This window comes from Pseudomonas eucalypticola, assembly GCF_013374995.1.
Taxonomy (GTDB): domain Bacteria; phylum Pseudomonadota; class Gammaproteobacteria; order Pseudomonadales; family Pseudomonadaceae; genus Aquipseudomonas; species Aquipseudomonas eucalypticola.
In genome coordinates, this window is sequence record NZ_CP056030.1 from 5,724,177 (window position 1) to 5,745,217 (window position 21,041).

Below are 21,041 nucleotides of genomic sequence, written 5' to 3' on the forward strand. Positions count from 1 at the left end.
TTTCAGGGCGGGCGAAGATTAACCACTTGCCTGGGCTTTAACAATCGGCCCCACGCTGGAAATGTCGAGCAGTGCTCATCCTCCGGTGATGATGCGCTTGCCCTGGCGGGCGCCGACGGAGCCCGCTTGGCCATCGCGCTGTTTGCCGGTGCGCGCTTCACTGATCAGGCCCGGGATCAATGCGCCTTCGGGCAGGTGTTTCCAGAAACGGCTGGGCAGGTGCCCCTGCATGGCCCGGGTGTTGAGCCGCGCCGGATTGAAGATATGGCTGTAGTAGGTCAACCACAGCTCGCCATGAGGGTCTTCGGCCTCACGCGCCAACTGTTGCCAGGGCGCAGGGCACTGGCGTTGATGGTGCAACTGCTCGCCGTCGTAATAAACGCCATCCCGGGGGGTTGCGATAAGCCAGCGGTGCCGCCCCATGCGTCCGATGAAGTGAGAGCTGGCACTTTCGAGAATGTCGTGTGCCGGTTCATGCCACGCCACATACTCAGGGCGACCCGGCGCGCTTTCGGCCGGCGCCAGGGCCACGAAACGGACGAACGCATGCAGGTGGTGCGCTTCACGTGACACCTGTTTCAGGCGCCGATGCAACTCGCTGCCCAGGCTATCGCCGGCAAGCATCGCGGTGCGGTCGCCATGGCTGACCCGCCACAGCACCTCGTACAGCAGGCTCCAACGCTGTTCGCCACGGTAACGGGCCGCCGCCTCCAATTGCTCCACCAAAGCCAGTGGAATGCGCGCCTGGAACGGCCCGGGGGTAGCGGGTAGTTCCAGGTCGGTGGCGAACAGCTCGGCGGTTTCCCAACTGACCTGGCTGGGCTCTACCCCATGGCTGAGCAACCAGCGAGCCTGTTGCCGCCAGGTGGCGAACAGGTCATCGCAGTCCAGGCAGATCACCCCCACAACCCCATCTGCTGAGGAGCCGGGCGATCGCGCAACTGCTCGCGCAGCAGGTGGCTGCTGCTGTCAGCCTGGCGCGGATGGTAGTCACTGGTGATCAGAAATGGCTTGGCCTTGGCCAACACGCAGCGCAAGCGTGTGAGGTCCTCGTAGCGGATGCGGCGCTGGCGGCGCAATTCCACCAGGCGCTGGGTGGTACGGATGCCGATGCCGGGAATGCGCGCGATGAGCGCTGGTTCGGCGCGGTTGAGGTCCAGCGGGAAGACGTCGCGATGCTCCAGCGCCCAGGCCAGCTTGGGGTCGATATCCAACGCCAGGTGGCCGGGCCCCTGAAACAGTTCGCCGGCCTTGAAGCCGTAGCCGCGCAACAGGAAATCGGCCTGGTACAGTCGATGCTCGCGCATCAATGGCGGGGCCGCCAGGGGTACGCTTTTCGGGCTGTTGGGAATCGGGCTGAACGCCGAGTAATACACACGCTTGAGCTTGAAGTTGCCGTACAGGCTTTCGGCGCTGTGCAGGATGGTGCTGTCGTCGGTGTCATCGGCGCCGACGATCATCTGGGTGCTTTGTCCTGCCGGGGCGAAGGACGGCGCCTTGGATTCGTTGGCCACCGCCTCGCGGCCCACATGGATGGTACTCATGGCCTGGCGAATGGAGCCTACCTGCTTTTCCGGCGCCAGCGTCTGCAGGCTGGCATCGGTGGGCAGCTCGATGTTGACGCTGAGGCGGTCAGCGTAGCGCCCGGCCTCCTCGATCAGGCGTGGGTCGGCCTCGGGAATGGTCTTGAGGTGGATATAGCCGCGAAATTCGTGCTCCTCGCGCAGCAGCTTGGCCACGCGCACCAGTTGTTCCATGGTGTAGTCCGCCGAGCGGATGATGCCGGAGCTCAGGAACAGCCCGCTGATGCAATTGCGCCGGTAGAAATCCAGGGTCAGGGTCACCACTTCCTCAGGCGTGAAGCGGGCCCGCGGCACGTCGCTGGAGCGGCGGTTGACGCAGTACTGGCAATCGAACAGGCAGAAGTTGGTGAGCAGTATCTTGAGCAGCGACACGCAGCGGCCGTCAGGGGTATAGCTGTGGCAGATCCCCATGCCATCGGTGGCACCCAGGCCGGCCTTGCCTTCGGAGCTGCGCTTGGGCGCAGCGCTGCTGGCGCAGGAAGCGTCATACTTGGCGGCGTCGGCAAGGATGCTGAGTTTCTCGATCAGCTGCATGGGGTTTTCTCGATACTGTTTTTATGTACAGTAAGGCACGAGACCCGGCCACTCAAGGACTTTGCGCCAGGTTGGCGGAAAAGTGACCAACGGCGGGAACCTGCAACAGTGTTTTGCAGCCGCTGATTTGCCCGTGGCGCCCTGCTCTGCTAGTGTCGCGCGGTTTGAACCCTGTCGAGAGTAGCCGCCATGGCCCGTAAGAAAGCTTCCGTGGATTTCGAGCAATCGCTGGCCGATCTGCAAACCCTGGTCGAGCGCCTGGAGAACGGCGAGTTGTCGCTGGAGGACTCCCTGGCCGCCTTTGAACAAGGCATTGGCCTGACCCGCGACTGCCAGGCCGCCCTGGCCCAGGCCGAACAAAAGGTGCAAGTGCTGCTCGAACGCGACGGGGAGCTGACCCAAGAGCCCTTTGACGCGGAACAGCCCGAATGATCAGCACCTACCAGGCCACCTGCCAGGCGCGTGTCGATGGCGCCCTGAACAGCCTGTTCACCGCCCCTGCCCCTGAACTGGCGCGCCTTTACGAGGCCATGCGCTATAGCGTGATGAACGGTGGCAAGCGCGTACGCCCGCTGTTGGTGTATGCGGCCTGCGAAGCCTTGGGCACCCCGGCCGAACAGGCCAATGGCGCGGCCTGCGCGGTGGAATTGATTCATGCCTATTCGCTGGTGCATGACGACCTGCCGGCCATGGACGACGACGACCTGCGCCGCGGCCAGCCCACCACCCACAAGGCGTTCGACGAAGCCTGCGCCATCCTGGCCGGTGACGGCCTGCAGAGCCTGGCCTTCGCAGCCCTGCTGGATGACCGCCTGAGCCCGCAGAACGAGGCGCTGCGCCTGCAGATGGCCATGGTGCTGGCCAACGCCGCTGGCCCCGCCGGCATGGTCGGCGGCCAGGCCATCGACCTGGGCTCGGTGGGCAAGAAGCTGGACCAGAAGGCCCTGGAATTCATGCACCGGCACAAGACCGGGGCGCTGATCGAAGCCAGCGTGCAACTGGGCGCACTGGCCAGCGGCCGCGCCACGGCCCAACAGCGCGAGGCGCTGAAGACTTATGCACAGGCCATCGGCCTGGCGTTCCAGGTGCAGGATGACATTCTGGACGTGGAAAGCGACACCCAGACCCTGGGCAAGCGCCAGGGCGCAGACATCGCCCGCGACAAGCCGACCTACCCGGCGCTGCTGGGCCTGGATCTGGCCAAGGCCTATGCGCTGCAGCTGCGCGACCAGGCGCTGGAGGCCCTGCGGCCGTTTGACGCGGCAGCCGAACCGCTGCGCGAACTGGCCCGTTACATTGTCGAACGTCGCAGTTGAACGACCCTGCGCCAACCGCCCAATGCGTCATCGCGTGGGCAGTCGGCGCTGCATAGGTTAAACTGCCGCCACTTCATATCTATAACGATTCGCCTGATGCCCACGACGTTTCAAGAGATTCCCCGCGAACGCCCGCTGACGCCCCTGCTGGACCGTGCCGACACGCCGGCCGGGCTGCGCCACCTGGGTGAAGCCGAGCTGGAAACCCTGGCCGATGAACTGCGCCAGGAGTTGCTCTATACCGTTGGCCAGACCGGCGGGCACTTCGGTGCCGGCCTGGGCGTCATCGAACTGACGATTGCGCTGCATTACGTCTTCGACACGCCCGACGACCGCCTGGTGTGGGACGTGGGCCACCAGGCCTACCCGCACAAGATTCTGACCGGTCGTCGCGAGCGCATGGCCAGCCTGCGCCAGAAAGAAGGCCTGGCGGCTTTCCCGCGGCGCAGCGAGAGCGAGTACGACACCTTCGGTGTCGGCCACTCCAGCACCTCCATCAGTGCCGCCCTGGGCATGGCCATCGCCGCGCGCCTGCAGAACAGCGGGCGCAAATCCATCGCCGTGATCGGCGACGGCGCGCTGACCGCCGGCATGGCCTTCGAGGCGCTGAACCATGCGCCCGAGGTGAACGCCGACATGCTGGTGATCCTCAACGACAACGACATGTCGATCTCGCGCAACGTCGGCGGGCTGTCCAACTACCTGGCCAAGATCCTCTCCAGCCGCACCTACGCCAGCATGCGCGAAGGCAGCAAGAAGGTGCTGTCGCGCCTGCCCGGTGCCTGGGAGATCGCCCGCCGTACCGAAGAGTACGCCAAGGGCATGCTGGTACCCGGAACCCTGTTCGAAGAACTGGGCTGGAATTACATCGGCCCGATCGACGGTCACGACCTGCCTACCCTGGTGGCTACCCTGCGCAACATGCGTGACCTCAAGGGCCCGCAGTTCCTGCACGTGGTCACCAAGAAGGGCAAGGGTTTCGCCCCGGCCGAAGTGGACCCGATCGGCTACCACGCCATCACCAAGCTGGAGCCGTTGAACGCGCCTGCCGCGCCGAAAAAGACCACGGGGCCGAAGTACTCTGCGGTATTCGGCCAGTGGCTGTGCGACATGGCGGCCGCTGACGAGCGCCTGGTGGGGATTACCCCCGCCATGAAAGAAGGCTCGGACCTGGTCGATTTCAGCGAGCGTTACCCCGAGCGTTATTTCGACGTGGCCATCGCCGAGCAGCATGCGGTGACCCTGGCCGCGGGCATGGCCTGTGAAGGTGCCAAGCCGGTGGTGGCTATCTATTCCACCTTCCTGCAGCGCGCCTATGACCAGTTGGTGCACGACGTCGCGGTGCAGAACCTCGACGTGCTGTTCGCTATCGACCGCGCTGGCCTGGTGGGCGAAGACGGCCCCACCCATGCCGGCAGCTTCGACCTGTCGTACCTGCGCTGCATTCCGGGCATGCTGATCATGACCCCGAGCGACGAGAACGAACTGCGCAAGATGCTCACCACCGGCCACCTGTTCCCTAGCCCGGCCGCGGTGCGCTACCCCCGCGGCACAGGCCCCAACGCGCCTATCGAGGCAGGCCTGGAGCCACTGGAAATCGGCAAGGGCATCATCCGCCGCCACGGCAGCAAGACCGCCTTGCTGGTGTTCGGCGTACAATTGGCCGAAGCCCTGAAAGTGGCCGAGAAGCTCGACGCCACCGTGGTCGACATGCGCTTCGTCAAGCCCCTGGATGAAGCCCTGGTGCGTGATATCGCCGCTCGCCACGAGTTGCTGGTGACGGTCGAGGAAAACAGCATCATGGGCGGCGCAGGCGCTGCGGTCAGCGAGTTCCTGGCCCGCGAGAACCTGCTCAAGCCCGTGCTGCACCTGGGGCTGCCAGACAGCTATGTGGAACACGCCAAGCCGGCCCAGATGCTGGCCGAATGCGGCCTGGACGAAGCCGGTATCAAAGCCGCCGTCACCCAGCGGCTGCAACGGCTCGGGCTCTGAGCCGCGCTTCCCGGGGCACCGGAAACGGTCCCTCCGGGAAGTGCTTTGCGAGGACACATCATGCGCCCCGCCCTGCTATTGCCCATCGCCTTGTTGTGCCCCCCGGACGCCTGGGGCGACGATGAGCCGCTCAAGCTCGCCGACACCCTGGTGAGCGCCAACCGGCAAGCTGAAGAGCGGGACAGCAGCACCAGCGCCAGCACCGTTTTCACCCGCGCTGATATCGATCGCCTGCAACCGGACAGTGTCGTCGATCTGCTCAACCGCGTGCCTGGGGTACAGGTGGCGCAAAGCGGCGGGCGCGGTAGCCTGCCCGGCATTTTCGTCCGCGGCATGCAGTCGTCCCAGACCCTGGTGCTGGTGGATGGCGTGCGCGTGGCCACGGCCACATCAGCCGACAGCAACCTGCAGAACCTGGGTGTCGACCAGATTGAACGGGTGGAAGTGTTGCGGGGTGCCCGTTCGGCAATCCATGGCGCTGATGCCATGGCGGGGGTCATCCAGATCTTTACTCGCCGTGCCGATCAAGCGGGGTTGCAGGGCCGCCTGCACGTGACGGCTGGTAGCGATGGGCACTGGCAGCGCGACCTGGGGCTGTCGGGGGCCAATGACGACAGTCGCTTCGCCCTCAGCGCCGGGCTGGACGAAAGCGCGGGCATCAACCGTACCCATGCATCATTTGCCAGCGACCAGGACCACGACGCCTATCGCAACCGTTCCCTGAGCCTCACCGCCAGCCATTACTTCACCGACGACCTGGAGGCCGGGATCACCCTGCTCGATAACCAGGGCAAGAACGAGTACGACAACCCCTTTGGCCGGTTTGACTCGTTGAGCCTCAGCACGGTTGGGCAGAAACCCTACAGTGACTTTCAGCTGAGCAGTTTCGGCACCTATGTCGACGCCCGGCTCACGGAACATTGGAAGAGCCGCTTGGAACTGGGCCATAGCGAGAACCAGGAAACTTCGCGCGACACCCTCAGCGACGAACATTCAGCATTCAACACCTACCGCGATTCGCTGGGGTGGCAGAACACCTTGCACCTGGATGAACGCAACAGCCTGCTGGCAGGTGTGGATATCTTCCAGGACAGGGTCACCAGCAGCACCGCCTTCGCTGAGGACAGCCGCTGGAACCGCGCGGCGTTCGTCCAGCACAGCTACCGAACTGACAGCTTCGGGACTCAAGTCGGCTGGCGCCGCGACGTGAATCAGCAGTTCGGCGGGCAGAACACCTGGAGCGCGGCGGTGACCTGGTTCGTCAACCGCAGCAATGACCTGGTGCTGTCCTACAGCGAAGGCTTCCGAGCGCCGACGTTCAACGATCTCTATTACCCGGGCTACAGCAACCCGAACCTCACACCCGAGCATTCGAAGAGCTATGAGCTGCAGTGGCGCAGCCGCCTGAGCGATACCACGCGCCTGGAGACTTCGCTCTACCGTACCGAACTGAGCGACGCCATCGTCCTGGACAGCAACTTTTTGCCGCAGAACATCGGCCACGCGCGTATCAATGGGGCCGAGGCCGTCTTGCGCCAGCAGCTCAGGGACTGGAACAGCGCCCTGAGCCTAGCGGTGATCGACCCCCGCGACCGCGACAGTGGCCACACCATGACCCGCCGGGCCCGGCGCACGTTGAATTGGGACCTGGACCGGCGCTTCGGGGCGCTGGCCGTCGGCGTCACCTGGCAAGCGGTGAGCCGCAGTTATAACGACGCCTCCAACCAGCAAAGGATCGGCGGGTACGCGCTGATGGGGTTACGCAGCAGCTGGGCGGTGACGCCTCAGGTGAAGGTCGACCTGAAAGTGGATAACCTGCTCGATCGCCAGTACAGCCGGGTGCTGTACGAGTTCGATGGGCAAGCGTATGGGTATCGAGAGCAGGGGCGGGCCTGGACCATTGGGTTGACGTGGAATCCAGCGCTATAGGCGCGGGCTTTCGGGAAAATCCTGGTTGCGTGTCGACCCCTTCCCGCGCTTCGCCCGGTCCCACCGGGTTGATGCGGCCCCCTATGGGACCGGGCGAAGCTCGGGAAACAGGCAACGCTTTACATCAGGTGGGCGACGCCATTTTGCGGCAAAGCGATTCAACGGCATCGATCATCGCGGCACTGGGGCGCTCCAGCGCGCCATCGCGTGTCCACACCCTTCCTGCCTTGACCGCTTCTACCTCTGGCCAGGCACGCCAGGCATCAGCCTGGGCCTGGTCCGGCACCAGTATCACCTGGGGATCGCGCTGCAACACCGACTCGATGCTGACCTGGGGGGCCGGTAACCGCAGCTCATTGAAGATGTTTTCGCCGCCACACACCCGCAGGGCATCGCTGATGATCTGCTGGCCACCCAGCGTGAAAAGCGGTTTGTCCCAGACCTGGTAGAACACCCGCAGTGGCAGCTGCCGGCGGTAACGCGCGCTGAGCGCCGCCAGCCGTTGCCGGATACCCGTGGCAAGGCGCTGCCCGCGCTCGGCCGCCCCCAGATGCTGGCTCACCACTTCGATCTGCCCTGCGAGCTCATCGAGGGTATGCGGATCCACCACCAACGTGGCAATGCCCAGACGCTGCAGCTGATCGCGCTGGGCCGCCCCGACGCTGCCCGGCCAGAGCAACAGCAGGTCGGGCTTGAGCGCCAGCAAGGCTTCGCTATTGAGTTGGCCGTAATGCCCGACCGACGCCACCTGGGCCAGGCCTGCAGGCCGCGGGCCGGCGTCGAGCATGCCCACCAGGCGCTGCTGCGCCCCCAGTTCAAGGACGATTTGCGTCAAGGAAGGCGCCAGGCTGACCACCCGCTGCGCCGCCGACGCCGCGCTGCAGAACAACAGGCAACCAATCAGCCCCCAGCGCGTCAGGCGCGCTGACGGGGAATGCCGTGCCGGCACGATGTTGCCACGGGTTGACGGTCCGCCTGTGGCAGGCTCACGCCTGGCCAACCTCACTCTGGTGCTCGTTGCCCATCATATGCCCCAACTTGCCAGCCTTGGTGGCCAGGTAGTGCTTGTTGTGGGGGTTGTGGCCAGTGTGCAGTGGTACACGCTCGGCCACCACGATGTTCATCTTGGTCAGGGCCTTGACCTTGCGCGGGTTGTTGGTCATCAACCGCAGGGACTTGACGCCCAGGTGTTCCAGCATGGGCAGGCACATGGCGTAGTCGCGCTGGTCGGCGGCGAAACCCAGGCGCTCGTTGGCCTCGACGGTATCAGCACCACCGTCCTGCAGTTCATAGGCGCGGATCTTGTTCAGCAGGCCGATGCCGCGGCCCTCCTGGCGCAGGTACAGCAGTACGCCACGGCCTTCACGGGCGATGGCTTGCAGGGCAGCTTCCAGTTGCGAACCACAATCGCAACGCTGGCTGAACAGCGCATCACCGGTCAGGCACTCCGAATGCAGACGGCCCAGCACGGGCTCGCCGTCGGCGACATCGCCCAGGCTCAGCACAACGTGCTCGCGGCCGGTGGCCTCGTCGAGGAAACCATGCATGGTGAATTGCGCAAAAGGCGTTGGCAGCTTGGAAGCGGCGACAAAAACGACGGGCACCGTGTGCTCCTATCAAATATCTGACATGAAAATTGACCGAGGACTGCATTGTAACAGCAGCTTACTGGCGGCGCTTAGGCTGAATTATGGGGGTTAAAGATCAGTAAGTTTGATCGCTTATGGCGCAAAGGGATAAGGCTGCTTCCAATGGGCGAAGACCTGTCGCAGTTCGCCACCCGGTACCAGTGTGTCCATGCGCTGGTCGAACAGCGCCATCAGCGCCCGCCCCCGAGGGGTGTCGGCAAACCCGACGTACAAGGGCAATTCGGCAATGTGGGTGAGCTTGAACTGCGCAGGGTTACCGGCGTCCTTGAGAATGCCTTCGATCTCGGTGTAGGCATCGATGTAGTAATCGGCCCGGTCGTGCGCCAGCATCGGCAGGATGCCTGTGCGGCGCTGTACTTCGTTGTACTGACGGATTCGTGGCAAGTAGCGTTCGAAACCATAGCCACGCACCCAGGCCAGACGGTAGCGGCCAATGGTGTCCAGGGTGGGCGCGGGCTTGTCGACCAGGCCCAGTGCATAGATGTGGTCAGTGTCGTAATACCAACGAGGGTAGCGCGTGCTGGCCACCTCGTCATGGTAGGAGCCGACCCAGGCGTCGGCCTCCCCACGCTGCACCAACCCCATGGAGCGCGTGTACGGCGCGGTACGGGTATGCACCTGCACCCCGGCTGGCTCGAACACCTTGCGCAGGATGTCCCACCCAAGGCCCGTGCCGTCGGCGTTGGTGTAGTCGCTCCACGCTTCGCTGACGACGGTTATCGGCCCCAAGGCCGGCTCGGCCGCCGCCACGCGGACGACTGCCAGCAGGCCCAGCACCATCATCAGCATCCTTCTGACCATCGCCGTGCCTCCTGTCAAACCCAGTGCCACCCCCAGACCACCACCTGCATGGCCAGCCAGGCGCAGACCCCGGCCAGGACGTCATCGAGCATGATGCCGAACCCGCCGTGCACGTGCCGGTCCACCCAACGGATGGGCCAGGGCTTGAGTATGTCGAAAAAGCGGAACAACAGAAAACCCACCAGTAGCCATTGCCATCCATGGGGCACCAGCCACAGGGTGATCCACATGCCGACCATCTCGTCCCAGACGATGCCCTCGTGGTCATGAACCCCCAGGTCGTCCGCCACCTTGCCGCACAGCCAGAAACCAAACAGCATGGTAACGCCCAGCATCAGCCAGTAGCCCCAGCCGGGCAGCGCCTGCCACAGGGGCATGAATGGGATGGCCACCAACGAGCCCCAGGTACCGGGCGCCTTGGGCAGCGTGCCGGAACCGAAGCCGAAAGCCATGAAATGCCACGGGTTGCGCCAGACCGACAGCGGCACGTTCTGTGCCACGGCCTGGTTGGAGGGATGCGTCACGGTGTCTCCCGAAAATGTTGGTAGCCGCGCACGGCGGGGGTGATATCGCGGCCCGCCCCGTCCAGCAGGCTGACGCCCTGCCCCACAGCAACCTGGCCCACCACGTGGACAGGCCAGCCGTCGGCCTGCAGGCTTGCAAGGTGCTGACGCGGCAGGCTGAAGACCAGCACGTAGTCATCGCCGCCGGTAAGCGCGGCGTTCTGCGCCCCGTGGTGGCCGCAGAAGGCCAGCAAGGCCGGTGACAGCGGCAGGGCCTCGAGTTGCAGCGCCAGCGCTACCCTGGATGCCGAAGCGATATGCCCGCAATCAGCCAGCAGGCCGTCGGAAATGTCCATGGCAGCGGTGGCCCTGCCGCGCAGGGCCTGGCCCAGGCCGAATTGCGGCGGGGGCGACCAGTAATGGGCCAACAGGGGCCCGGCCACCGCCGCCGGCGCCTGGGCCTGGCCCAGCACCAACGGCAAGGCGCCGGCAGCGTCGCCCAACACCCCGCCCACGCACAGCAGGTCGCCCGGCTGGGCGCCACTGCGCAGCAGCGCCTGCCCGGCGGGTACAGCGCCGAACACGGTAACGGTCAGGCTCAACGGCCCACGGGTGGTGTCCCCCCCGATCAGGCTGAGGCCACATTGCCGGGCCATGCGGTTCAGGCCCTCGGCAAACGGCTGCAGCCAGCCTTCGGCCACCGACGGCAAGGTCAGCGCCAGGGTAAAGCCCAGCGGGGAAGCTCCCATGGCCGCCAAGTCACTGGCAGCCACCGCCAGCGCGCGCTGGCCGAGCAGCAGGGGGTCGGCAGGGTCGGGGAAATGCACCCCGGCTACCAGGGTGTCGGTCGACACGGCCAACTGCTGGCCGGCTGGCAGGGCCAGCAGGGCGCAGTCATCACCGATGCCGAGCGCCACCCCGTCGCCGCCCTGCGCACAGGGCGCGGCGGCGAAGAAGTGTCGGATAAGCTCAAACTCGCCCATGGTCTGCAAGCGCGTGGATCAGCGCTTGAACGCCTTCACTTCGGCGGCGCGGACATTCGGCGCCACCTTGTCCAGCACGCCATTGACGAACTTGTGGCCGTCGGTGGAACCGAAGACCTTGGCCAACTCGATACCTTCGTTGATGACCACGCGGTACGGCACGTCGACACGCTTGAGCAATTCCCAGGTGGACAGGCGCAGCACGGCCAGTTCAACCGGGTCCAGCTCTTCCAGGGCCAGGTCCATGCACGGCTTGAGCACGGCATCGATCTCGGTCTTGCTGGCAGGAACGCCGTGCAGGATCTCGCGGAAGTAGGCGCCGTCAACGTCGGTGAAGTCGTTGTCGACCCGGAACTGCGCTTCGATCTCGTTCAGCGAGTGGCTTGCCATGTGCCATTGGTACAGGGCTTGAGTCGCCAGCTTGCGGGCTTCACGACGCTTCATGCTCTTGGAAGGCTTGCCAGCATCCGCAGGTTTTGGATCGCGCGGGTTGAAACGATCGCTTTCGTCGGAAATCACTTGGCCTCCAACTGCGACAGCAGGCTGACCATTTCCAGGGCGGACAGGGCCGCTTCAGCGCCTTTGTTGCCGGCCTTGGTGCCGGAGCGCTCGATGGCCTGCTCGATGGAATCGACGGTCAGCACGCCAAAGGCCACCGGTACGCCAAACTCCATGGACACCTGGGACAGGCCCTTGGTGCATTCGCCAGCCACGTATTCGAAGTGCGGGGTGCCACCACGAATGACCGCGCCCAGGGCGATGATCGCGTCGTACTCGCTCTGCTGAGCGACTTTCTGCGCAACCAGCGGGATCTCGAAGGCGCCAGGGGCACGGATGATGGTGATGTCGCTTTCGCTGATACCGTGGCGAACCAGGGCATCAACCGCGCCGCTCACCAGGCTTTCGACGACGAAGCTGTTGAAACGGCCAACCACCAGGGCATAGCGACCTTTGGGGGCAATGAAGGTACCTTCGATGGTCTTCAGGGTCATTCGGTGAGTCTCGTCTTAAAGAGCAAGGACGCCAGGGGCGTCCTATGGGGGTAATGGTTCACGAACAAGCACGTACGGGGTCACTGAAAACCATAGCGCTGGCCTGGCAATCTGGCGACCCTTTTACCGGTGTTTATTCGGAGGGCACGTATTCTACTACTTCCAGATCGAATCCGGATATCGCATTGAACTTCATTGGCGAACTCATCAGGCGCATCTTGCGCACGCCCAGGTCGCGAAGGATCTGGGAACCGGCCCCGACGATGCTGTAGGTAGTCGGTTTTTTCACCGGCGCGCTTTCGCTGGTTTCGCGTATATGCGCCAGCAGCACATCGCCGTCCACCGGGTTGCCCAGCAACAGCACCACGCCGCTGCCGGCCTCGGAAACCGCGCTCATGGCGGCCCGCAGGCTCCAGCGGCCAGGCTGCCTGACCATCAGCAGGTCGCGCAGCGGGTCCATGTTGTGCACCCGTACCAGGGTCGGTTCCTCCGCGCAGATGGTGCCCAGGGTGAGGGCCATGTGCACGTCGCCTTCCACCGAATCGCGGTAGGTGACCAGGTTGAACTGGCCCAGTTCGCTGTCCAGCGGCTGCTCGGCAATCCGCTGAACGGTACGTTCGTGGATCATCCGATAGTGGATCAGGTCGGCGATGGTGCCGATCTTGATGCCGTGCTCGGCGGCGAAGGCTTCCAGTTCGGCGCGACGGGACATGGTGCCGTCGTCGTTCATCACTTCGCAGATCACGCCGCTGGGCTCGAAACCGGCCATGCGCGCCAGGTCGCAGGCGGCTTCGGTGTGGCCAGCACGGGCCAGCGTACCGCCGGCCTGGGCCATCAACGGGAAGATGTGGCCGGGGCTGACGATGTCTTCTGCCTTGGCGTCCCTGGCGGCAGCCGCTTGCACGGTACGCGCGCGGTCGGCGGCGGAGATGCCGGTGGTGACCCCTTCGGCGGCTTCGATGGACACGGTGAACTTGGTGCCAAAGCCCGAACCATTGCGCGGCGCCATCAATGGCAGCTTGAGCAGCTCGCAGCGCTCGCGGGTCATGGGCATGCAGATCAGGCCACGGGCGTGCTTGGCCATGAAATTGATGTGCTCGGCCTGGCAGCATTCGGCGGCCATGATCAGGTCGCCTTCGTTTTCCCGGTCTTCGTCATCCATGAGGATGACCATCTTGCCCTGGCGAATGTCTTCCACCAGTTCTTCAATCGTGTTGAGCGCCACGCGGCACCCCCTATGTCAGGACTTCAGGTAACCGTTGGCGGCCAGGAAGCTTTCGCTGATGCCACCACTGGATGGCTCCGCGGCCTTGTCGCCCAGCAGCAGGCGCTCCAGGTAACGGGCCAGCAGGTCCACTTCCAGGTTGACCTTACGCCCGGCACGGTAGTCGGCCATGATGGTTTCGGCCAGGGTGTGCGGGACGATGGTGAGTTCGAACTCGGCGCCATCGACCGCGTTCACGGTCAGGCTGGTGCCATCCACGGTGATCGAGCCTTTGTGAGCGATGTACTTGGCCAGCTCTTTCGGCGCACGCACACGGAACTGGATGGCGCGGGCGTTTTCCTCGCGCGAAACCACTTCACCTACGCCATCGACGTGGCCGCTGACCAGGTGCCCGCCCAGGCGCGAGCTTGGGGTCAGGGCTTTTTCCAGGTTGACGCGGCTGCCGGCCTTCAATTCATGGAAGGCGGTGCAGTCCAGGGTTTCGCGGCTGACGTCGGCCCAGAAGCCGTCGCCCGGCAGCTCGACGGCGGTCAGGCATACGCCGTTGACGGCGATGCTGTCGCCCAGCTTGACGTCGGCAAGGTCCAGCTTGCCGGTCTCTACGTAAACACGCACGTCACCGCCCTTGGGGGTCAACGAGCGGATGCTGCCGATGGATTCGATAATGCCGGTGAACATGGATCCTCCTACGGAACCGGGCCTGCGCTGGGCGCGAGGCTGGAATTATACGCTTGCCGCCTTGGCAGGTACTGCGATGACTCGCCAGTCAGGCCCCACGGCACGCATTTCGATGATTTCAAGGTGTGGCGCCTCGCTCATGCGCGCCAGCGGCCAGTCCAGCAACGGCCGGGCGCTGGAGCCCAGGAACTTGGCGGCGACGAATATCTGGTACTCATCCACCAGCCCGGCCTGGGCGAAGGCGCCAGCCAACGTGGGCCCGGCCTCGACCAGGACTTCGCTGGCACCACGGGCCGCCAGCGACTCGAGCAGGGCCCTGAGGTCGACATGGCCCTCGTGGGCAGGTATTTCCAGCAGCTCGTGGCCGTGCTGCTGATAACGCGTTGCGGCGCCACTGCCTGGGCAAGTCACCACCAGGGCGGGGCCAGCCTGAAAAAAGGGCGCGTCCAGGGGCACCCGCAAGCGGCCGTCGATCAGCACGCGCAAAGGGGGCCGCTCGGTGGCCAGGGCGGCGGTCTCGGGGTCCAGGCCCAGCTCGCTGGCGCGCACGGTCATGCGTGCACCGTCGGCCAATACGCTGTCGGCACCGGTCAGCACGATGCTAGACCGGGCGCGCAGGCGTTGCACCGCCGAGCGTGCCGCAGGCCCGGTGATCCACTGGCTTTCGCCACTGGCCATGGCCGTGCGGCCATCCAGGCTCATGGCCTGTTTGACCCGTACGAATGGCAGGCCATGCTCCATGCGCTTGAGAAAGCCAGGGTTGAGCGCCCGCGCCTCGCCTTCCAGCACACCGCTGTGAACAGCGATGCCGGCATCATTCAGGCGCCGCAAGCCACGGCCAGCCACTTGCGGGTTGGGGTCCTGCATCGCCGCCACCACCCGCGCCAGCCCGGCGTTGACCAGGGCATCGGCGCACGGCGGCGTACGCCCATGGTGGCTGCACGGCTCCAGGGTGACGTAGGCGGTGGCGCCACGGGCCAGCTCGCCGGCCTGGCGCAAGGCATTCACCTCGGCATGGCCTTCGCCGGCACGCACATGCCAGCCCTCGCCCACGACCTGGCCGTCGCGCACGATCACGCAACCGACCCGGGGGTTGGGGTGGGTGGTGTACTGGCCGCGACGCGCCAGCTCGATGGCGCGGGCCATGTAGTGGGCGTCGAGGACGGCTTGCTCGCTGGCCATGCTTACTCCTTGGACGGTTCGCGGGCCAGCCGGTCGATTTCCTCGCGGAATTCGTCCAGGTCCTGGAAGCGGCGGTACACCGAGGCGAAGCGGATATAGGCGACCTCATCGAGCTTCTGCAACTCGGCCATCACCAGTTCGCCGACGACCAGCGACTTGACTTCGCGCTCGCCGGTGGCACGCAGCTTGTGCTTGATATGAGCCAGGGCCGCTTCCAGGCGCTCGACGCTCACGGGGCGCTTTTCCAGCGCCCGCTGCATGCCGGCGCGCAGTTTTTCTTCGTCGAAGGGCTGGCGGCTGCCGTCCTGTTTGATCAGGCGTGGCAAAACCAGTTCGGCGGTTTCGAAGGTGGTGAAACGCTCACCGCAGGCCAGGCATTCGCGACGACGGCGTACTTGCTCGCCCTCGGCGACCAGTCGCGAGTCGATGACCTTGGTGTCGTTGGCACCGCAGAAGGGACAGTGCATGGTGGCAGGCAACAAAAAATGGGAGGGCCATGGTAGCGCATCCCACTGGCAAGACAAGCCAAAGCCTTTGCGGTATACAGAGGTTATTTATTGCGATGGATTTGCCAATGCCTCTACGCCCCCTTGTTTTGCTGAGCCTGGTCGCCCTGTTGGCGGCCTGCGGCAGCGATAAGCCCAAGCCCGTCGCCGCCGTGGTGCCCGCCCCCAAAGCTGCCGTGGCCGGGCCCCAACCGCTGGGGCCGTTGCCCGCCTACCAGCGTGAACTGACCGGCACCCTGCTGGGTGCGCCCGCTGGCGCCGAAGTGGAACTGGCGCTGTTGGCGGTGGACGAACGCGGCCGGCCGCAGAAGCTGTTGGCCAGCAGCAAGCAGACCGGCACCAGCAAGCCGCTGCCCTTCCAGTTGCGCTTCAACCCCGAGGCTTTCCCCAGCAACCTGCGGGTGGAGCTGCGCGGCCGTGCCAGCCAGTCCGGCATTTTGATCCTGCACCTGCCGGCCGTTGCGGTGGGCCAGCCCACTACCCAGTCGCTGGGCCAGTTGCAGCTGCTGCAAGCACCATGAAGGCACTGCAACAGGCGCTCGGTGACCTGCTGGGTGACGCTCGGCTGGTGCCCACCGCCCTGCCCGGCACCGACATACGCCTGTGGTTGATCGACGGTGACAACATGGACCGCGCCTTCAGCCCCGAGGAAACCCGGCGGATCCTGCACGAGCCGCCCTACTGGAGCTTCTGCTGGGCCAGCGGCCTGGCCCTGGCCCGTTACCTGGCCGAACAGCCGCAGTGGGTCGAAGGCCTGCGGGTGCTGGACTTCGGTGCGGGTTCAGGGGTGGCCGCCATCGCGGCGGCCAAAGCCGGCGCCGCCGAAGTGGTGGCCTGCGACCTCGACCCGCTGGCGCTAGGCGCCTGTCGCGCGAACGCTGAACTCAACGGCGTGGCCCTCGGCTACAGCGCCGATTTTTTTGCCGAGGCCGATCGCTTCGACCTGATCCTGGTGGCCGACGTGTTGTACGACCGCGCCAACCTGCCGCTGCTCGACCAGTTCCTCAGCCGCGGGAGGCAAGCGCTGGTGGCGGACTCGCGGGTGCGCGACTTCAGCCACCCGGTGTACCGTCAACTGGCAACGCTCGAGGCCTGTACACTGCCGGACCTGGCTGAACCCCACGAATTCCGCCACGTCAGCCTCTATCACGCACGCCGCGGCTGAGGCGCTTTCGGCCAGCGGCGCCAGCCTTTATAGTGCAACCATTACCGCTTTTTTCGAGATGCACGATGAGCCAGCCCACGCCGTATATTTTCGATGTCACCACTGCCACCTTCCAGCAAGATGTGATCGACAAGTCGTTCGACCAGCCGGTGCTGGTGGACTTCTGGGCCGAATGGTGCGCGCCCTGCAAGGTACTGATGCCACTGCTGGAAAAAATCGCCGAAAGCTATCAGGGTGAATTGTTGCTGGGCCGGGTCAATTGCGATGTGGAACAGGACATCGTCGCCCACTTCGGCATTCGCAGCCTGCCCACCGTGGTGCTGTTCAAGGATGGCAAGCCGGTGGACGGTTTTGCCGAAGCGCGGCCGGAGTCGGAAATCCGCGCCATGCTCGAACCCCATGTGCACATGCCGGCCCCGGCAGAGGCCGACCCATTGGAAACGGCCCAGGCGCTGTTCAGCGAAGGGCAGTACGCCAAGGCCGAGCAGGTGTTGGTGAGCCTGCTGCAAGCGGACAACAGCAATGCCAAGGCGCTGATCCTGTATGCCCGCTGCCTGGCCGAGCGCAACGAATTGACTGAAGCCCAGACCGTCCTGGATGCGGTCAAGGGCGACGAGCACAAGGCCGCGCTCGCCGGCGCCAAGGCGCAATTGACCTTCCTGCGCCAGGCCGCCGACCTGCCGGACGCCGCCGATCTGAAAAGCCGTATCGCGCAGAACCCAGGCGACGATGAGGCCGTGTTCCAGCTGGCGATCCAGCAGCTGGCGCGCCAGCAATATGAAGCGGCACTGGACGCCCTGCTGAAACTGTTCGTGCGCAACCGCAGCTTCAACGAAGGCGTTGCTCACAAGACATTGCTGCAAGTGTTCGATCTGCTGGGCAATGACCACCCATTGGTCACCACCTACCGCCGCAAGTTGTTCGCCGCGCTGTACTGAGCTACCCCACCCAGCAATACAGCGGCGCGTCGGCGCCGCTTTCCACCCGCACTTCACGGCAATGGCGCAGGCGCACCAGCAAGCGCTTGCCCGCCGCCATGCTGCCTGCCAGACCCTCCAACTGCCCGAGCAATTCGGGGCCGCTGATCTGCCCAGCCTGCTGCACCAATTGCAGCGTGGTCTGCCACAGCGCATCGCCTTGCCCGGCCGGCTTGGTTTGCGGTGCCGGATCTGGACCGGGCTCAGCCTGCACCTGCAGGTGCGCGCCCAGTTGCTGCCAGTCGGCGGCGTCCATTTCGATGGTCAAATCCACCGGCCAGGCACCGATGGTTCCGCGAATTCTTAGCATGCTGATTCCTCTCGTGGGACCCGTCATGTTCCCACAGCTACCACCCGTTGCGCCTGAGAGAAATTTCATCTGGACCTTTATGGCGCAGGCACTTTAAAGTTGTTATAACGTTACACTTATTTATCTTCCATCAGGACTTCTTCATGCGCCGACTTCTGCTCGCCCTGCCCTTCGCGTTGCTGCCACTGGCCATTGCCCACGCTGACGACACCACGGTAAAACACGGCAGCCTCGGCACGCATGAACATGGCACTGCCCGCGTCAACGCTGCTTTGGATGACCAGACCCTGGCCCTTGAACTGCAAACCCCAGCCATGAACATCGTCGGTTTCGAGCACCTGGCTACCACCGACGCCGACAAGGCGGCCGTTGCCAAGGCCCGTGCGCTGCTGGAAAAACCCCTGGCCCTGTTTGGCCTGCCAGCCGCGGCCGGTTGCAGCGTGACCAGCCAACACCTGCAAAGCCCGCTGTTCGGTGACGCGATGCCCGACGATGACGGCGACGATGACCATGACCAACACGCTGCCGGTGAAGAGCACCACCACAGTGAGATTCACGCGAGCTACGCGCTGACCTGCACCGCGCCGGACAAGCTCAAGGCCCTGGATACCGCCCAGCTGTTCAAGACCTTCCCGGCCACCCACAAAGTGGTGGTGCAACTGATCGGCCCAACCGGCCAGAAAGGCCTGGACGCGACCCCGGACAACAGTGCACTGAGCTTCTGATGGCCAGCACAGCCCTCATCGAACTGCGCGACCTGCATTTCGCCTGGCCGCGCCAACCCGCCTTGCTGGACATACCTGCGTTTGAATTGCAGGCCGGCGAAACACTGTTCCTCAAGGGTCCCAGCGGCAGTGGCAAGACCACCCTGCTGGGGTTGCTGGGCGGCGTGCAGAAGCCGGTCAGCGGCAGTATCCAGGTACTGGGCCAGGAACTCGGTGAGTTGAGCCAGGGCCGCCGTGACCGCTTCCGCGTCGACCATACCGGTTATATCTTCCAGCAGTTCAACCTGTTGCCGTTCCTCTCGGTCCGCGAGAACGTCGAACTGCCTTGCCATTTTTCTCGCCTGCGGGCCGACAAAGCCCGCCAGCGCTATGGCAGCATCGATGAGGCCGCCGCAGCACTGCTGGCCCACCTCGGCCTCAGCGACCCGGCGCTGCTGGAACGTCGCGCCGACACCCTGTCCATCGGCCAGCAGCAACGGGTAGCCGCCGCCCGCGCACTGATTGGCCAGCCGGAACTGGTGATCGCCGACGAACCCACCTCGGCGCTCGACCACGATGCACGCGAAGCCTTCATCCGCCTGCTCTTCGCCGAATGTAGCGACGCCGGTTCCAGCCTGCTGTTCGTCAGCCACGACCAGAGCCTGGCGCCCTTGTTCGACCGCAGCCTGTCACTGGCCGAACTCAACCGGGCCGTGCGCCCCGCCGCCCCTGGGGAAGTCTGATGTACCTGTTCCGTCTAGCCGTGGCCAGCCTGGCCAACCGCCGCTTCACGGCGTTTCTCACCGCTTTCGCCATTGCCCTGTCGGTATGCCTGCTGCTGGCGGTCGAGCGCGTGCGCACCGAAGCCCGCAACAGTTTTGCCAGCACCATCAGCGGCACCGACCTGATCGTCGGCGCCCGCTCCGGCTCCGTGAACCTGCTGCTGTACTCGGTGTTCCGCATCGGCAACGCCACCAACAATATCCGCTGGGACAGCTTCCAGCACTACGCCCACGACCCTCGGGTGAAATGGGCCATTCCCATGTCCCTGGGGGATTCGCACCGCGGTTATCGCGTGCTGGGTACGGACCAGTCGTACTTCGAGCACTACCAGTACGGCCGTCACCAGAACCTGGCGATGGCCGCTGGCCGCTTCTTCGCCACTGACCCGTTCGAAGTGGTGCTGGGTGCGGAAGTGGCCGATGCCCTGCACTACAAGTTGGGCGACACCCTGGTGCTGGCCCACGGCACAGCGGCCATCAGCCTGGTCAAGCACGATGACAAGCCCTTCACCGTGGTGGGCATCCTCAAGCGCACCGGCACCCCGGTGGACCGCACGTTGCATATCAGCCTGGGCGGCATGGAGGCTATCCACATCGACTGGCACAACGGCGTGCCCGCCCGCGGCGCCGGGCGCATCAGTGCTGACCAGGCGCGCAACATGGACCTCACGCCCAGCGCCATCACGGCAATGATGCTGGGGCTGAACAACAAGATATCAACCTTCTCCCTGCAGCGGGAAATCAATGATTTCGTCGGTGAACCGCTGCTGGCCATCCTTCCCGGGGTAGCGCTGCAAGAGTTGTGGAGCCTGATGGGCACTGCCGAGAAAGCCTTGTTCGTGGTCTCGCTGTTCGTGGTACTGACCGGCCTGATCGGCATGCTCACGGCCATCCTCACCAGCCTCAACGAACGCCGACGGGAAATGGCGATACTGCGGTCGGTGGGCGCCAGGCCTTGGCATATCGCCAGCCTGCTGGTTCTCGAAGCCTTCGCGCTGGCGCTGTGTGGCATCGGCGCAGGCCTGGCCTTGTTGTATGCCGGTATCGCGGGCGCCCAAGGGTATGTGCAAGCCAACTACGGCCTGTATCTGCCGCTGTCGGCCCCGACGGCCTATGAATGGTCGCTGCTGGGGATTATCCTCGGCGCAGCCCTGGTCATGGGCGCCGTCCCGGCCTGGCGTGCCTACCGGCAGTCACTGGCCGATGGTCTGTCCATTCACCTGTGAGCCT

Annotated in this window: 24 protein-coding genes; 10 read left to right on the plus strand and 14 right to left on the minus strand. The window is 64.8% G+C overall.

Going from position 1 to position 21,041, the window contains the following annotated elements; all coding sequences use genetic code 11:
* Nucleotides 1-75: 75 nt before the first annotated feature.
* Complete coding sequence (locus tag HWQ56_RS25595; protein WP_158152600.1) at nt 76-900, minus strand: TIGR03915 family putative DNA repair protein; 825 nt, start codon at nt 898-900, stop codon at nt 76-78.
* Complete coding sequence (locus HWQ56_RS25600) at nt 897-2,117, minus strand: putative DNA modification/repair radical SAM protein (protein WP_176572060.1); 1,221 nt, start codon at nt 2,115-2,117, stop codon at nt 897-899. Before HWQ56_RS25600 ends, HWQ56_RS25595 begins: the two co-directional genes overlap by 4 nt.
* 189 nt (nt 2,118-2,306) lie before the next feature.
* Here HWQ56_RS25600 and HWQ56_RS25605 point away from each other — a divergent pair, with 189 nt between their 5' ends.
* The 4 genes from HWQ56_RS25605 (at nt 2,307) to HWQ56_RS25620 (ending at nt 7,354) form a co-directional block, all read left to right on the plus strand.
* On the plus strand, nt 2,307-2,549 hold the full coding sequence (locus tag HWQ56_RS25605) for an exodeoxyribonuclease VII small subunit (RefSeq protein ID WP_158152602.1): 243 nt from the start codon (nt 2,307-2,309) through the stop codon (nt 2,547-2,549).
* Nucleotides 2,546-3,433 (plus strand): polyprenyl synthetase family protein, encoded by an 888-nt coding sequence (locus HWQ56_RS25610; protein ID WP_158152603.1) that lies wholly within the window; start codon nt 2,546-2,548, stop codon nt 3,431-3,433. Before HWQ56_RS25605 ends, HWQ56_RS25610 begins: the two co-directional genes overlap by 4 nt.
* 96 nt (nt 3,434-3,529) lie before the next feature.
* Complete coding sequence (gene dxs / locus HWQ56_RS25615) at nt 3,530-5,425, plus strand: 1-deoxy-D-xylulose-5-phosphate synthase (RefSeq protein ID WP_176572061.1); 1,896 nt, start codon at nt 3,530-3,532, stop codon at nt 5,423-5,425.
* A 60-nt stretch (nt 5,426-5,485) separates the two neighbouring features.
* Nucleotides 5,486-7,354, plus strand: coding sequence for a TonB-dependent receptor domain-containing protein (locus tag HWQ56_RS25620; protein ID WP_176572062.1), 1,869 nt, complete (start codon nt 5,486-5,488; stop codon nt 7,352-7,354).
* Nucleotides 7,355-7,478: 124 nt separating this feature from the next.
* Here HWQ56_RS25620 and HWQ56_RS25625 read toward each other — a convergent pair whose 3' ends face one another.
* The 11 genes from HWQ56_RS25625 to nrdR form a co-directional block, all read right to left on the minus strand.
* The gene (locus HWQ56_RS25625) at nt 7,479-8,273 is read right to left on the minus strand and encodes a cobalamin-binding protein (RefSeq protein ID WP_176572488.1); all 795 of its coding nucleotides are present in this window, start codon (nt 8,271-8,273) and stop codon (nt 7,479-7,481) included.
* Nucleotides 8,274-8,340: 67 nt separating this feature from the next.
* Nucleotides 8,341-8,958, minus strand: coding sequence for a GTP cyclohydrolase II (gene ribA / locus HWQ56_RS25630; protein WP_158152606.1), 618 nt, complete (start codon nt 8,956-8,958; stop codon nt 8,341-8,343).
* A gap of 117 nt (nt 8,959-9,075) precedes the next feature.
* Nucleotides 9,076-9,804, minus strand: a complete 729-nt coding sequence (locus tag HWQ56_RS25635; protein ID WP_233270796.1) for a substrate-binding periplasmic protein — start codon at nt 9,802-9,804, stop codon at nt 9,076-9,078.
* Between the two features lie 14 nt (nt 9,805-9,818).
* On the minus strand, nt 9,819-10,328 hold the full coding sequence (locus tag HWQ56_RS25640) for a phosphatidylglycerophosphatase A family protein (RefSeq protein WP_176572063.1): 510 nt from the start codon (nt 10,326-10,328) through the stop codon (nt 9,819-9,821).
* Nucleotides 10,325-11,290 (minus strand): thiamine-phosphate kinase, encoded by a 966-nt coding sequence (thiL, locus tag HWQ56_RS25645; RefSeq protein ID WP_176572064.1) that lies wholly within the window; start codon nt 11,288-11,290, stop codon nt 10,325-10,327. The genes HWQ56_RS25640 and thiL overlap by 4 nt, the downstream gene beginning before the upstream one ends.
* Before the next feature lie 18 nt (nt 11,291-11,308).
* On the minus strand, nt 11,309-11,809 hold the full coding sequence (gene nusB, locus HWQ56_RS25650; RefSeq protein ID WP_027982038.1) for a transcription antitermination factor NusB: 501 nt from the start codon (nt 11,807-11,809) through the stop codon (nt 11,309-11,311).
* Nucleotides 11,806-12,282 carry a 6,7-dimethyl-8-ribityllumazine synthase gene (ribH, locus tag HWQ56_RS25655; protein ID WP_158152609.1) on the minus strand — a complete coding sequence of 159 codons (477 nt, stop codon included), beginning with the start codon at nt 12,280-12,282 and terminating at the stop codon, nt 11,806-11,808. The genes nusB and ribH overlap by 4 nt, the downstream gene beginning before the upstream one ends.
* Before the next feature lie 133 nt (nt 12,283-12,415).
* Nucleotides 12,416-13,507 carry a bifunctional 3,4-dihydroxy-2-butanone-4-phosphate synthase/GTP cyclohydrolase II gene (ribBA, locus tag HWQ56_RS25660; protein ID WP_158152610.1) on the minus strand — a complete coding sequence of 364 codons (1,092 nt, stop codon included), beginning with the start codon at nt 13,505-13,507 and terminating at the stop codon, nt 12,416-12,418.
* 15 nt (nt 13,508-13,522) lie between these two features.
* Nucleotides 13,523-14,185, minus strand: coding sequence for a riboflavin synthase (locus tag HWQ56_RS25665; protein WP_158152611.1), 663 nt, complete (start codon nt 14,183-14,185; stop codon nt 13,523-13,525).
* Between the two features lie 45 nt (nt 14,186-14,230).
* Complete coding sequence (gene ribD / locus HWQ56_RS25670; protein WP_176572065.1) at nt 14,231-15,367, minus strand: bifunctional diaminohydroxyphosphoribosylaminopyrimidine deaminase/5-amino-6-(5-phosphoribosylamino)uracil reductase RibD; 1,137 nt, start codon at nt 15,365-15,367, stop codon at nt 14,231-14,233.
* Nucleotides 15,368-15,369: 2 nt separating this feature from the next.
* Complete coding sequence (gene nrdR / locus HWQ56_RS25675; protein ID WP_158152613.1) at nt 15,370-15,834, minus strand: transcriptional regulator NrdR; 465 nt, start codon at nt 15,832-15,834, stop codon at nt 15,370-15,372.
* A 107-nt stretch (nt 15,835-15,941) separates the two neighbouring features.
* On the opposite strand from nrdR, the gene HWQ56_RS25680 reads away from it, so the two are divergent.
* The 3 genes from HWQ56_RS25680 to HWQ56_RS25690 all read left to right on the plus strand — a co-directional run bounded on the left by HWQ56_RS25680 (nt 15,942) and on the right by HWQ56_RS25690 (nt 17,976).
* Nucleotides 15,942-16,394: a YbaY family lipoprotein gene (locus tag HWQ56_RS25680; RefSeq protein ID WP_158152614.1), complete on the plus strand. Its 453-nt coding sequence runs from the start codon at nt 15,942-15,944 to the stop codon at nt 16,392-16,394.
* A complete protein-coding gene (locus HWQ56_RS25685) occupies nt 16,391-17,038 on the plus strand; it encodes a class I SAM-dependent methyltransferase (RefSeq protein ID WP_158152615.1) in 648 nt (215 codons plus the stop codon). Before HWQ56_RS25680 ends, HWQ56_RS25685 begins: the two co-directional genes overlap by 4 nt.
* A gap of 65 nt (nt 17,039-17,103) precedes the next feature.
* Entirely contained in the window at nt 17,104-17,976 is an 873-nt protein-coding gene (locus HWQ56_RS25690) for a thioredoxin family protein (protein ID WP_176572066.1), read from the plus strand.
* A 1-nt stretch (nt 17,977) separates the two neighbouring features.
* Here HWQ56_RS25690 and HWQ56_RS25695 read toward each other — a convergent pair whose 3' ends face one another.
* Nucleotides 17,978-18,325 (minus strand): hypothetical protein, encoded by a 348-nt coding sequence (locus HWQ56_RS25695; protein ID WP_176572067.1) that lies wholly within the window; start codon nt 18,323-18,325, stop codon nt 17,978-17,980.
* 143 nt (nt 18,326-18,468) lie between these two features.
* On the opposite strand from HWQ56_RS25695, the gene HWQ56_RS25700 reads away from it, so the two are divergent.
* From HWQ56_RS25700 to HWQ56_RS25710, 3 genes are read left to right on the plus strand one after another with little or no spacing between them, the layout of a single operon-like run.
* A complete protein-coding gene (locus HWQ56_RS25700) occupies nt 18,469-19,050 on the plus strand; it encodes a DUF2796 domain-containing protein (RefSeq protein WP_158152618.1) in 582 nt (193 codons plus the stop codon).
* Nucleotides 19,050-19,772, plus strand: coding sequence for an ABC transporter ATP-binding protein (locus tag HWQ56_RS25705; RefSeq protein WP_176572068.1), 723 nt, complete (start codon nt 19,050-19,052; stop codon nt 19,770-19,772). The genes HWQ56_RS25700 and HWQ56_RS25705 overlap by 1 nt, the downstream gene beginning before the upstream one ends.
* Complete coding sequence (locus tag HWQ56_RS25710) at nt 19,772-21,037, plus strand: ABC transporter permease (protein WP_158152620.1); 1,266 nt, start codon at nt 19,772-19,774, stop codon at nt 21,035-21,037. Before HWQ56_RS25705 ends, HWQ56_RS25710 begins: the two co-directional genes overlap by 1 nt.
* The last annotated feature ends 4 nt before the right edge of the window (nt 21,038-21,041 follow it).